General features: G+C 31.1%; 10 protein-coding genes and 1 tRNA gene. 3 read left to right on the top strand and 8 right to left on the bottom strand.

The window, feature by feature from the left end; all coding sequences use genetic code 11:
• Nucleotides 1-43: 43 nt before the first annotated feature.
• The 3 genes from Q0684_RS02625 to Q0684_RS02615 all read right to left on the bottom strand — a co-directional run bounded on the left by Q0684_RS02625 (nucleotide 44) and on the right by Q0684_RS02615 (nucleotide 4,900).
• Nucleotides 44-1,420: an FGGY family carbohydrate kinase gene (locus Q0684_RS02625; RefSeq protein ID WP_299012484.1), complete on the bottom strand. Its 1,377-nt coding sequence runs from the start codon at nucleotides 1,418-1,420 to the stop codon at nucleotides 44-46.
• A gap of 8 nt (nucleotides 1,421-1,428) precedes the next feature.
• Nucleotides 1,429-2,709 (bottom strand): sugar isomerase, encoded by a 1,281-nt coding sequence (locus tag Q0684_RS02620; protein ID WP_299012483.1) that lies wholly within the window; start codon nucleotides 2,707-2,709, stop codon nucleotides 1,429-1,431.
• 94 nt (nucleotides 2,710-2,803) lie between these two features.
• Nucleotides 2,804-4,900, bottom strand: coding sequence for a bifunctional aldolase/short-chain dehydrogenase (locus tag Q0684_RS02615; protein ID WP_299012482.1), 2,097 nt, complete (start codon nucleotides 4,898-4,900; stop codon nucleotides 2,804-2,806).
• A gap of 234 nt (nucleotides 4,901-5,134) precedes the next feature.
• Between Q0684_RS02615 and Q0684_RS02610 the strand changes: the two genes are divergently transcribed.
• Complete coding sequence (locus tag Q0684_RS02610) at nucleotides 5,135-6,181, top strand: GntR family transcriptional regulator (RefSeq protein WP_299012481.1); 1,047 nt, start codon at nucleotides 5,135-5,137, stop codon at nucleotides 6,179-6,181.
• A 126-nt stretch (nucleotides 6,182-6,307) separates the two neighbouring features.
• On the opposite strand, the gene Q0684_RS02605 is transcribed toward Q0684_RS02610, so the two are convergent.
• The 3 genes from Q0684_RS02605 to Q0684_RS02595 all read right to left on the bottom strand — a co-directional run bounded on the left by Q0684_RS02605 (nucleotide 6,308) and on the right by Q0684_RS02595 (nucleotide 7,296).
• Nucleotides 6,308-6,378: transfer RNA gene (locus Q0684_RS02605), tRNA-Cys, on the bottom strand.
• 95 nt (nucleotides 6,379-6,473) lie between these two features.
• A complete protein-coding gene (gene folB, locus Q0684_RS02600; RefSeq protein WP_299012480.1) occupies nucleotides 6,474-6,830 on the bottom strand; it encodes a dihydroneopterin aldolase in 357 nt (118 codons plus the stop codon).
• Between the two features lie 55 nt (nucleotides 6,831-6,885).
• On the bottom strand, nucleotides 6,886-7,296 hold the full coding sequence (locus Q0684_RS02595) for a DUF2452 domain-containing protein (protein ID WP_299012479.1): 411 nt from the start codon (nucleotides 7,294-7,296) through the stop codon (nucleotides 6,886-6,888).
• Between the two features lie 285 nt (nucleotides 7,297-7,581).
• Between Q0684_RS02595 and Q0684_RS02590 the strand changes: the two genes are divergently transcribed.
• A complete protein-coding gene (locus tag Q0684_RS02590; RefSeq protein ID WP_299012478.1) occupies nucleotides 7,582-9,267 on the top strand; it encodes a glutamine--tRNA ligase/YqeY domain fusion protein in 1,686 nt (561 codons plus the stop codon).
• A 29-nt stretch (nucleotides 9,268-9,296) separates the two neighbouring features.
• A complete protein-coding gene (locus Q0684_RS02585) occupies nucleotides 9,297-9,602 on the top strand; it encodes a DUF6370 family protein (protein WP_299012477.1) in 306 nt (101 codons plus the stop codon).
• Nucleotides 9,603-9,706: 104 nt separating this feature from the next.
• Here the strand turns inward: Q0684_RS02585 and Q0684_RS02580 are convergent, their stop codons facing one another.
• On the bottom strand, nucleotides 9,707-11,596 hold the full coding sequence (locus tag Q0684_RS02580) for a ubiquitin-like protein (protein WP_299012476.1): 1,890 nt from the start codon (nucleotides 11,594-11,596) through the stop codon (nucleotides 9,707-9,709).
• Between the two features lie 122 nt (nucleotides 11,597-11,718).
• The coding region (locus Q0684_RS02575; RefSeq protein WP_299012475.1) for an MBG domain-containing protein at nucleotides 11,719-12,996 on the bottom strand (1,278 nt) is incomplete at its 5' end.

Here is a 12,996-nt window from a genome sequence, read left to right as displayed (position 1 = left end):
TTAGTATTACTATTGATAATGGTTGATGTTCTGTTTTATCTTATTAACTCACAATAAACGGAACATGTTTTTTTAAAGCGTAATTCTTTTTTAAAAATTTAGAATTTAATTTGGTATCTGAAATTGCAATTGCGGCTCCTAAAGCGGAACCTAAAGAAGCTTTAGTTGTTCTTAACTTCATGCCTCTTAAATAATGAGAAAGTAACTTTATATATACATCATTATCTGTAAAACCACCATCAACATAAAGTCTTTCTATGTCTTGTGTTTTAGAGATTCTCTTAATATTGTCTACTTGTAACATTACTAACTCTATCATTAAATGATGATACGCGTCTTCAAAATTATCATACAAATATTTTGTTACTGGCGCCATATTTTCATCTACAAAAGATTCCCATTTAAAAGCGTGCGTGAAATCTTGTAAGATTTCTGAATACGAATCATAATTAAAATCTACTGTTTTATGATAGTCTTTGTCTTTACCAAAATGTTCAGATAATTTATCTACCTGAATTTGATATTCTCTACCTAAAAATAATCTTGAAGATTTTACAGGTTTTCCATTAATTCTCATGTAATTAATACAATCTGCTTGTACATCTTCATTAGTTAAAGGTGTATCTACAAAAGGATTTAAAGCAATACTCCAAGTTCCTGTAGAAACCAATACAAAAGGTTTTTTTACACTTCTAACATAAGGTAAAAGCGCAGAGGAACTGTCATGAATACCAACTCCAATTTTAATTCTTTTACCATTGTAATTTATGTTTAAACTAGTTTCAGTAGATACTAATGGAGGTAATATATTATTTATTTTCTCTTTGTAAACCCAATCTTGGTAATCTCTAGTTTCATAATTCCATAATGTAGTATGGCAACCAATACTTGTATATTCACTTAAAGGCACACCAGAAAATATATAACTTAAATATTGTGGTAAATGCAACGAATACTTAATTTTCTTAAAAATTTCTGGTTTTGCATATTTAATCCAATACAACTGTAATCCTGAATTTAATAAACCAGGCGAAATTGATGAACCACTTGTTCTGGTTAACTCTAAGTTGTTCCCATATTTTTTATAAAACTGATCTGCAACATCTTGATCTATTTCTTTGGTGTAATTATACAAAGGTGTCAGCACTTCTCCATCTTCATCTAAATGAACAAAACTTGCTCCATAGGTAGAAAAGTTTATTGCTTTTACATTAAATTGATCGGATTTTAAGATCTTATTAAATACATCTTTTAACCAATTTTGTAATGCATGAATGTCTTCTGTTGGATGGCCGTCTTCATCTAAAATTTCATCAAAAGAAGCGTACTCTTTGTGAACTTCTTTAAATTCTTTATCAAAAAGAAAGAATTTCTTATTTGTTTTTCCAATATCGAAAACTGCTGTTACCTTTTTTTTCATAACAAATCTTATAAACCAGTAGCTATTGTATGCTTACCTCTTTCTTTTATTAATTGTGCTCTAACACCTAAAGATCTATATGCATCTATTGGGCTAATTACACCACCTGCATTTATTCTTGCTTTTTCTAACAAAGGTCTAACATCTGTTCTATAAGCACCTTGTAAGATTTCCTGACATTTTACAACGTCGTTTTCTAATTGTGCTGTTCTTAATGCAGTTTGGTCTATTAGTAATGCTTTTGCGTATGCTTCTTGTATCGCTTCTAAAGACTGAATTAAATCTTCTAATGGATCTTTAACATTGTGACTTGCATCAATCATCCAAGCTAAATCTGGATTTTGTGGATTGTTTTCCATTCCGTAAACCAATTCATTAAATATTAAAAACAATGCATAAGGTTTAATACTTCCAACAGTTAAATCATCATCACCATACTTGCTATCATTAAAATGGAAACCACCTAATTTACCTTTTAATTGTAAAATAGATACAATTTGCTCTATGTTAGAGTTTGGTAAATGGTGTCCTAAATCTACTAAAGTATAAGCTTTGTCTCCACAACCATTTGCCAACATTAAAGATGCGCCCCAGTCTTGAATTACTGTACTGTAAAAATTAGGCTCATAAGGCTTGTATTCTACTAGCATTTTCCAATCGTCTGGTAAACCTTTGTAAATGTCTATTAAACTGTCTTGCGTATTTTGAAAAGCAGTTTGAAAATTATTTTGACCAGGAAAACAAGAACCATCTGCCAACCAAACTGTTAATGCTTTAGAGCCTAATTTATCTCCAATTTTAATAACATCTAAGTTGTGTTGTATTGCTTGTTCTCTTACAGCCTTACTTACATTACTTAAAGAACCATATTTATAAGTTTCTGCCGCGTCTTTTTGATCTTGAAAAGTGTTAGAGTTTACTGCATCAAACTTAATATCTAACGCTTCTGCTTTTTGTTTAATCGCATCATAATCAGAAGGGATATCCCAAGGAATATGCAAAGAAACAGCACCTGCTGTTTGTGTTAAACTGTGTAAAATACCAACATCTTCTATTTTTTGTTCTAAGTTTGATGGTTCTCCGTAGAATCCAAAACGTCCAAAACGAGTACCACCGGCACCTAAAGCCCAACTTGGTATAGCTACTTGAAATTCTGATAATTTAGCTACAATGCTATTTACATCTTTTCCTTTATTGGTTAATTTATTAGATAAAAAGTCAAAGTTTTCTTTGTGATCTTTACCTGTTTTCTGATTGTAGTCTGAAATTTCTGATTGATTAATTTTCATTCTTGTATTATGTGCTTAATTAAGGAAGACTTCTATAAACTGGATTGCAATTTATAGAAGTCTTATCTTACTAATTCAAATTAAATTATTTTTATTATCTCACAAATGCGTTAGCCATTCCACCATCTACATTTATAATATTACCTGTAGATTTGTCTAGAATTCCTACTAAAGAGAAAACTCCGTTAGCAATATCATCTGGTGTTATAATTTCGTGTAGTAAGTTTCTCTTTGCATAAAAGGCTGGTAATTCTTCTACAGTAATACCGTTTGCTTTTGCACGTCCTTCTGCCCAAGCGCCTTCCCAAATTTTACTTCCTACAATAACTCCATCAGGGTTTACTGTGTTTACTCTTACTTTATCTTTAGCTAATTCTGCTGCTAATAAACGAACCATATGTTGTTGTGCTGCTTTTGCAGTACCATAAGCTACATTATTAGGCCCTGCAACTAAACCGTTCTTACTTGCAATAGCAATATAATCTCCACCAAGGTTTTGCTTACGTGCAATTGCTGTAAATTGTTTAGCCAAATCAAACTGACCTTTTACCAAAATATTCTGTAAAATATTCCAATCTTTATCTGTTGTATCTTCAATTGGCTTAGAAATTGCTAAACCTGCACTGTGTACTATAATGTCTACACCACCAAACTCAACAATAGCTTTTTTGTATGCACTTTCAATAGATTCTGTACTAGTAACATCACAAACTGCATAAGAAGATACGTCTCTTTTATAAGTTCCGTTAGCCTCAATTAAAGCTTCTTCATTAATATCTGTTAAAACTACATTAGCACCTTCTGCTGCTAATTTATCTGCAATAGCTTTACCAATACCACCACCAGCACCAGTTACCAAAGCAACTTTTCTAGATAATGGCTGCTCTTTTGGCATACGCTGTAATTTTGCTTCTTCTAACAACCAGTATTCTATATCAAAAGCTTCTTGTCTTGGTAAAGAAGTATAAGCAGTTATTGCTTCTGCACCACGCATTACGTTAATAGCGTTGATATAGAATTCACTAGCTACACGTGTAGTTTGTTTGTTTTTTGCAAAACTAAACATACCAACTCCAGGATAAATAATAATTACTGGGTTTGCATCACGAATTGCAGGACTATTTTCTTTTTTACAAGTATTGTAGTAATCTGCATATTCTTGACGATAAGCTTCAAAAGCTGGTTCTAATTTTGCTGCAATAGCATCTGCATCAGATAAGTCTTCATTTTTATCTAACTCTAATACTAATGGCTGAATTTTAGTTCTTAAGAAGTGATCTGGACAAGAAGTTCCCATTGGAGCTAGTCTTTCTAAATCGTTACTGTTGATGTATTGCATTACAACCTCAGTATCTGAAAAATGACCAATCATTCTATTTTCTGAAGAACATAAACCTCTTAATAAAGGCATTATTTGAGCAGCTTTTTCTAAACGCTCTTCTTTTGGTAAACTTTCAACTTTTTGTCCACCAAAAACTTCACCTTGTTCTTTTAATTTTTGTTCTATATATTCAGAAGCCATTTCAATAACTTCTAAACTATTCATATAACACTCATAAGAAGTATCTCCCCATGTAAACAAACCATGAGACCCTAATACAATACCTCTAATACCTGGATTATCTGCCAAACATTTTTCTAATTGTAAACCTAAATCGAAACCTGGCTTTTGCCAAGGCACCCAACCCATTGTGTCTCCCCAAATTTCTTTGGTTACTTTCTCACTATCTTTAGCTGCAGCAACTGCAATTAAAGCATCTGGATGTAAGTGATCTATATGTGCAAATGGTAACAAACCATGCAAAGGTGTATCAATAGAAGGTGCTTTGCTATCTAAATCATAAATACAATGGTTAAATAAACCTACCATTCTATCTTCATCATGCAAACCTTGGTACACGTTTTTAAGATCACGCAACCTGTTTGTATATAAACCTGCAATCCCAGAACGAGTTAAAGTACCAATGTCTCCACCAGAACCTTTAACCCACATAACCTCAACTTCTTCGTTTGTTAATGGGTCTTTTTCTATGGTTTTACAACTTGTATTCCCTCCTCCGTAATTTGTAATTCTTAAATCTGCTCCTAAAATATTAGACCTGTATAAGAATAATTCAACTTGATTATCTCCTAAAGATAATGCTTTCTTATCGTCCCATAAATAATCGACGTACTTAAAAGTTTTAGTCATTTCCGCTTTGTTTATTTGTAAGTTTTAACATAAACAAAAATACGTCTGGATAAAAAATTTTGTATCCTGTACTATACCGCTCAAATTAAAATTATCTCAAAATAAAAACAATTTTATTGCTTTTAATGTAATAAAACGGGTAAACTTTTAACTATAAATGTGCAATAAAAGTAGTAGTTTTACAGGCTTATTAGTTAGATTGAAGAATATTGATAAATAAATAATATTGGCAACATGAGTTTAATAAAATTAATTAGTATTGACGAAAATTCTAGGATACCAAAGTATCAGCAAATAATTGATTCTATTATTAATAATATATCTTTAGGAAACTTACAAATAGACGAAAAAATACCATCTATTAATAACTTTAGTGAAGAATTTTATTTATCACGAGATACTGTAGAGAAAGCGTATAGTATTTTAAAAGAACGCAATATTATAACTAGTATTAGAGGAAAAGGATTTTATATTTCTCGAACAAAATTAATTTCTAAGGTAAATATATTATTTTTAGTAAATAAATTAAGCTCTTATAAATTAAGGATATACAACCACTTTATAGATAGTATTGGCGCAAACTCTCACACAGATTTACATATTTATCATTGTGATGAAACTTTATTTTTAAACTTACTAGACAAAAACAAGTCTGCTTACGATTACTTTGTTGTTATGCCCCACTTTAAAAAAGAAGACTTAACACACGTAAGTTTTACTGATAAAGTTGTAGCTGCTCTTAAAAAAATACCTAAGGATAAATTGATACTTTTAGATAATATAAAACCAGGTTTTGATGTTCAAGGTTCTATTGTGTATCAAGATTTTAAAAATGACATTTATAGAGCATTAAACCAAGGTATTACCAAAGTAAGAAAGTACAAAAAAATAATGCTTGTTTATCCGGAAAAAGCAGTTTATCCTTATCCTAGAAGAATATTGCATGGCTTTAGAAAGTTTTGTGTAGAACATAGTTTAGATTTTGAAATCATAGATACCGTTTATTCAGATATGGTCATAAAAAAAGGAGATCTTTTTATTACTATTGAGGAAGAACATTTGGTTAATCTAGTAAAACAAATAAGAGAAAACGAATATAAATTGGGTAGTGATATTGGAATTATATCTTACAATGATACTCCTTTAAAAGAACTTCTAGGCATTACTGTAATGTCTACAGATTTTAAAGTTATGGGTGAAACTGCAGCAGAAATAATTCTAAATAAAACATTAAAAGAAATTAAAGTGCCTTTTCATTTAATTGAAAGGGAATCATTATAATTGATTGCATTTGTTTCAATTAAGCATTATTACTTAAATTTATTATTGGAAATTTCTACAAATTATACTTTTACTATATAAAGTATAAAAAAACCTTAATTCCGTATAAGGAATTAAGGTTCTTAGAGGTGTCTAGCGGATTCGAACCGCTGTACATGGTTTTGCAAACCATTGCCTAGCCACTCGGCCAAGACACCTTTTGCGCTTAAAAAAAAGCCTTATAAAATTACAAAACCTCTTTTAAGGTTTGCAAATTTACGCATTTTTATAAAATCTGCAAGATTTATTTTGCTTATCTCTTTTTTGTAAGCATAATTACAACTTCTGCAACATTGCCACCAATTGGTGGATTTATTTTAGCCACAGCAACAGTTGCTTTTGTAATCATTTTTAATTCTTTAAAAAAACGATCTAAAATACGTTGTGCTACTGTTTCTAACAACTCAGAACGTATTGCCATTTCTTCTTTTACAATATGGTTTAAATGCACATAATCTACAGTATCTACTAAATTATCTGTTTTTGCAGATTTTTTTAAATCGGCTTTTATAGTTACGTTTACTCTATACTCGCTTCCAATTTTTGCTTCTTCATCTAAACAACCGTGATTTGAAAAGACTTTTATATTGTTTACCTGTATAATTCCCATTTGTGTTTTTTTTAACCCTCAAAGGGTTTTAAACCCTTTGAGGGTTGCTTTAAAATTATTCTATTTTCTCCCACATTTTGTCTGTATTTAGTCTAAAAGAGCCCAAATACTCAAAACTACATTGTGCTGGTTCTATTATAGATAAAAAAGGCTCGCCATTTCTGTTATTGTATAAGTGATAATTTTCCCCAAAAATAGGCTCGAAACTAAATTTTGCGTTGTAAATTAAATCGTTGTACTCAAATTTTTGCATTAAAGCTTCGTATTCTGCTTTAACTTCATCAAATTTAGATTTTAGTTGTTTGTTTACACGCTGTATTCCATCGTTTTTCCAACTTGCTGTATTTAATGGCTTTATTACTGGAGAACTTGCAGAGGTTCCATAGGGTTTTAAAGCAGCATCATATTGTTGTGTTTCTTCGTTAAAAACAACTAAGTCTGGCTTTTTTGCAACTTCATTTTTCATACTCACAAAATTACGACAATTTATAAATACACATTTGGCTTTTTGGAAAACTTTAACTGCTAAATATGCCTGCGTGAAGGATTGAAACGGCATCCTTTTTTTTAAATCTGAACTAAATACATCCTCTTAAAAATGAATTATGCTATTTTATTGTGAATTACTAAAATAAATTCAGCATTAAAAAAAAAAGATATAGTGGAAAGCCTGACCTGAAAGGGCCCGCCCAAAATGGAATTATAAAAGTTATTTTACGTAATTTTGCATCTTAATTTTTCATATTACACAATGTCTGAAGAAACTAAATCGCTCAATTTTATAGAGCATATTATAGAGGAAGATTTGGCTAATGGAATGCCAAAAGAGAGTTTACGTTTTCGTTTTCCACCAGAACCAAATGGATATTTGCATATTGGCCACACAAAAGCGATAGGAATTAGCTTTGGTTTGGGGCAAAAATACAATGCACCCGTAAATTTACGTTTTGATGATACAAATCCTGCAAAAGAGGAGCAAGAATATGTAGATGCTATTAAAAAAGACATTGCTTGGTTGGGTTATAATTGGGCAGAGGAACGCTATTCATCAGATTATTTTCAGCAATTATTTGATTGGGCTGTTTTATTGATAAAAGATGGTAAGGCTTATGTAGATTCTCAATCTTCTGAAGTAATGCGTGAGCAAAAAGGTACACCAACGCAAGTTGGAACAAACAGTCCTTTTAGAGATAGATCTGTAGCAGAAAACTTGGAATTGTTTGAAGGAATGAAAGATGGGAAATTTAAGGAAGGCGAACATACATTGCGTGCTAAAATTAATATGGCAGATGACAATATGTTAATGCGTGATCCTTTAATGTACAGAATTATGTATAAATCGCACCACAGAACTGGTTCAGATTGGTGCATTTACCCAATGTACGATTGGACGCATGGTGAGAGTGATTATATTGAACAAATATCGCATTCTTTATGTTCTTTAGAGTTTAAACCACACCGTAAATTATACAATTGGTTTCGTGATAATGTTTATGAATACAGCAAAAGCACCTTACCAAATCCGCCAAAACAACGCGAGTTTTCTCGTTTGAATTTGAGTTATACTATTATGAGTAAACGTAAGTTGCTAAAGTTGGTAGAAGAAAATATAGTTTCTGGATGGGATGATCCTAGAATGCCAACCATTTCTGGTTTACGAAGACGTGGTTATACGCCTGCTGCTATTAGAAGTTTTGTAGAAACTGTTGGTGTTTCTAAACGTGAAAATGTAATTGATGTGGCACTTTTAGAGTTTAAAATTCGTGAAGATTTAAACAATACTGCCAAAAGAGTTATGGGTGTTTTAGATCCTGTAAAAGTGGTAATTACCAATTATCCTGAAGGTGAAGAAGAATTTTTAGACGCAAGTTATAATGATTATGAAGAAGGTTTTGGCAGCAGACAAGTGCCTTTTTCTAGAGAAATTTATATTGAAAAAGAAGATTTTAGAGAGGAAGCGAATAAGAAGTTTTTCCGTTTAAAATTAGGGAAAGAAGTGCGTTTGAAAAATGCCTATTTTATTACGGCAAACAGTTGTACAAAAGATACTGATGGAAACATTACAGAAATACAATGTACTTATGATCCGTTAACAAAATCTGGCAGTGGAACTCCAGAAAGCATGCGTAAAGTTAAAGGCACTTTGCATTGGGTTTCTGTAAAACATGCTATAAAAGCAGAAGTAAGAGCGTATGACCGTTTGTTTTTAGATGAAGCACCAGATGCACATAAAGACAAAGATTATATGGAGTTTGTAAATCCGAATTCTCTAGAAATTATAGAAGCGTATTTAGAGCCTAGTTTGCAATCTGCAACAATTGGCGAACGTTTTCAGTTTCAAAGAATGGGTTATTTTAATGTTGATGATGATGCTACTGCTGAAAAATTAGTTTTTAATAAAACAGTTGGATTGAGAGATTCTTGGGCTAAGAAATAGTTTTTAGTTGAAAATTATAGAATAATATTATGAAAAAAATAATTATTTTAAATTTGTTAGTTTTTGCAAGTTGCAAAACTGAATTAAAAGTTAGTGTTAAACAGGCTGAAATTTCTTGTGGACAATGTAAATTCGACTTAGACTCTGAAGATGGTTGCAATTTAGCTGTAAAATTTAATGAGAAAGCCTATTTTGTAGATGGTTTTAATATTGATGATTTTGGAGATGCTCATGATGTAAATAGTGGTTTTTGTAATGTGATTAGAAAAGGTGCTATTGAAGGTGTGATTAAAGATGGAAGATTTATTGCGAGTGCTATTGAATTAAGTAAGTAATTATATAAAAAAAATCCTACTTGCGTAGGAATGACAGCATAAAAAAAATCCGAAGTAAAATTTTTACTTCGGGTTTTTAAGTTTAAATAATAAATAGTAAAGAATTATTCTAAAATTATTTTCTTGGTAAATTTTCTTTTTTCTGCAGTTATGTCTAACAAATAAATAGCTGCTTTTAAATTTGGAAGTTGAATATCATTCTTAATACCTCCTTTAAGATTCGTTTTTAAAACTTGCTTTCCTAAAACATCAAATATTTTAAGTACTGCATTTTTAGTTTTTACACCTGTAATTCTCAAAGTATTATTATCCCTTTTATACACAGAAATAGAATCTAAAATGTTAGCAGCTGAAGATAAAACCTTGGAAGATGTATGCAAATAAAAACGTCCAATTCCTTTTACATCTTCATTTAAAGTAATGTTATGCTGCGTATCTTCCTCATCTAATCTTATAAAACTATTGGTTTTTCTATCTTCTAAATACAACATTAATCCATTTGGTAAATCTTTAGTTTTAAGAGAAATAGTAATTACATCTTTAGTTTTAGCAGTTAAACTTATTGGAATTATTAAATTATTTATTTCTGAAAAAGGCAGAGATTGTATAGTATAATTTTTACCATGTGAATTTTCTAATAAATGCGAGTTGATATCAAAATTAGCGCCTTCAAAATTTTTAATATCTTCCCTTACATCTAAACCTTTTGTTGCTGTTTCAGAAAAAATAATGTTTGTAGCTACTGCCACATTTTTATTTTTTGCGGTTAATTTTAAATAAGGATTTGTACTTGCTGTTTTGCTAAAATTATGAGTACCTGTTGTTGGTATTTCACTTCGTAAATCTTTATTAAAAGTCAACTCTGTATAGTTTGCAACCTCCACAAAAAAAGCTTCACTTGGTTGTAAAAATTTTTCTGCTGACGAAATTGAATTGGTAACTGCTACATATTTTGTTTGGCTATTGCTCCAAATATACACTGCTGGTGTAGCAAGTTTACTTGCATTATCACTTAAAAAACTTTGGTTTTCGTTTTTATTAATTGGATAATACGTGGTGTAAGCATTTCCAATTAAATTAAATTGATTTTGAACAACAGCAGTATTGTAGGAGTTTATTTCTAAATTTCCCGTAAAACTTACACTACCATTTGAAGCTCTTGAAATTGAATATCCTTTATGGACATCAAAAGTTGTATTTAAATTAGTATTTGCAGTATAATATTCCCATTTTTCATCTTTTAAATTCGCATCATTGTAAATTGCTATTGCGTATCTATTAGGACTTGGTGTTGTATTTATACGAATATCATTTGCGGTACTTTGGGCAAATTCTAAAATTTTTTGCTCTAAAACTGGTGGCGTTATCAAACTCCATTTGTTCGCTTCTAATTCGTTTCTGTTATAGGTTACGTATCCACTTGCATTAGTATTTGCTAATAATACACCACTACTATTATTTGATGCAAAAACGTTTAATTTTGCTGTAGATTCAACGTTTAAGTTGTTATTACTTATAATGGTTCCACTACCTGTATTGTCTGAATTTATGTTTACAACACCTGTATTCTTTACAGATAAATTACTTACAGTTAACGTTTTAGTTGGGTTAACATGTAAAATTCCATAAACAGTTATATTCTGAAGTGTTTCATTGGTGCTTAAATTTACAGTTGTACCATTATTTATAATAATATTATCTGTGGTACTTGGCACATTACCTAAAGACCAGTTTGTTGGGTCGTTCCAATTTGAACTTGTAGTAGATATAAACCGATTTAGTAGTATTACATGTAAGGTTGCTTCTTTTTGAATGTTATAATCTGAAAGTGTTCTGCCATCTTCTAGAAGTTTTCCCGCAAAAATTAATCTTTGACTGTCAGGTGGGAAACCCTCTTTATCCTGTATTTTTTGCTTTATATTTTCTATAGTGTCAGAAGGTTCTACATCTAAAGTTATGGTTCTGCCATCTAATGTTTTTATAAAAATTTGCATACTAAAAGCAGTTGTATAACAAAATAAAAGGACAAGAAATAAAAAAGATTTCATAATATAGTATTGAAAAATCCGAAGTAAAAATTTTACTCCGGATTTTATATTTGAGTTTATAAATTAAATTATTCTATTTTTACCAACCTCTTGGTAATCATTTTTTGGTTATTTTGTATGCGAATCAGATATACCCCAATTTTAAAATCTCTAAGATCTATTAATTGGTCAGAAATATAATTGGTGTACTCCTGAATTTTCTTACCATTCACATCAAATATAGTAACCTCTACTGCATCAATACCCAAACTAATTTTTAAGCTGTTTTTAGCAGGATTAGGATATAAAAACACATCTTTTGCACTGAAAATATCTTCTGAAACGCCTAATGTAGCTATGGTTAAACTCTGAGTAATCGCAATTGCTGGATTAAAATTATTATCACCCAATTGTGTTGCTGTAATAATTACTGTACCTGGACTTAAAACTGTAATTACATTTCCATTTATAGTTGCAATTAATGTATCTGAACTTGTGTAACTAACTGCTAAACCAGAACTTGCAGTTGCTGTTAATTCAAAACTATCTAAATTATCATGCGAAATTGGATTAAAAGTAATAACCTGATCTGCTTTAGTAATCGTGAAATCTGCTCCCGTAAAGGTAATTGCGTAATTCGCATTTGCTAAAGTTGAACTAATGGCATACGTTCCTACATCTTCACCCGTTGCTCTTGATAAACTTCCTGTTAAATCATCACCTGTCTCTAAGGCTGGGTTTATACTAAAGGTTAAAGCAGGGTCTACTTCCCCATAAACCTTTGTTTTTGCATCTGCTGCTATTGCAATTGCTTTTGGTGTGATCGTAAAATCTGCGCCTGTGAAAGTAATTGTATAATTCGCATTTGCTAAAGTTGAACTAATGGCATACGTGCCTACATCTTCACCCATTGCTCTTGATAAACTTCCTGTTAAAACATCACCTGTTTCTAAGTCTGGGTTTATACTAAAGGTTAAAGCAGGATCTGATTCGCCATAAACCTTCGTTTTTGCCTCTGCTGCTATGGCAATTGCTTTTGGTGTAATTGTGAAATCTGCTCCTGTAAAGGTAATTGCGTAATTTGCATTTGCTAAAGTTGAACTAATTGGATACGTTCCTACATCTTCGCCCGTTGCTCGTGATAAACTTCCTGTTAAAACATCACCTGTCTCTAAGTCTGGGTTTATACTAAAGGTTAAAGCAGGGTCTGATTCGCCATAAACCTTTGTTTTTGCCTCTGCTGCTATGGCAATTGCTTTTGGTGTAATCGTGAAATCTGCTCCTGTAAAGGTAATTGTATAATTCGCATTTGCTAAAGTTGAACTAATGGCATACGTGCCTACATCTTCACCCATTGCTCTTGATAA

It is taken from the genome of uncultured Polaribacter sp., assembly GCF_947503875.1.
GTDB lineage: Bacteria > Bacteroidota > Bacteroidia > Flavobacteriales > Flavobacteriaceae > Polaribacter.
Note: the sequence above shows the minus strand (reverse complement) of the source record. Positions and strands in the feature narration are given on the sequence as shown.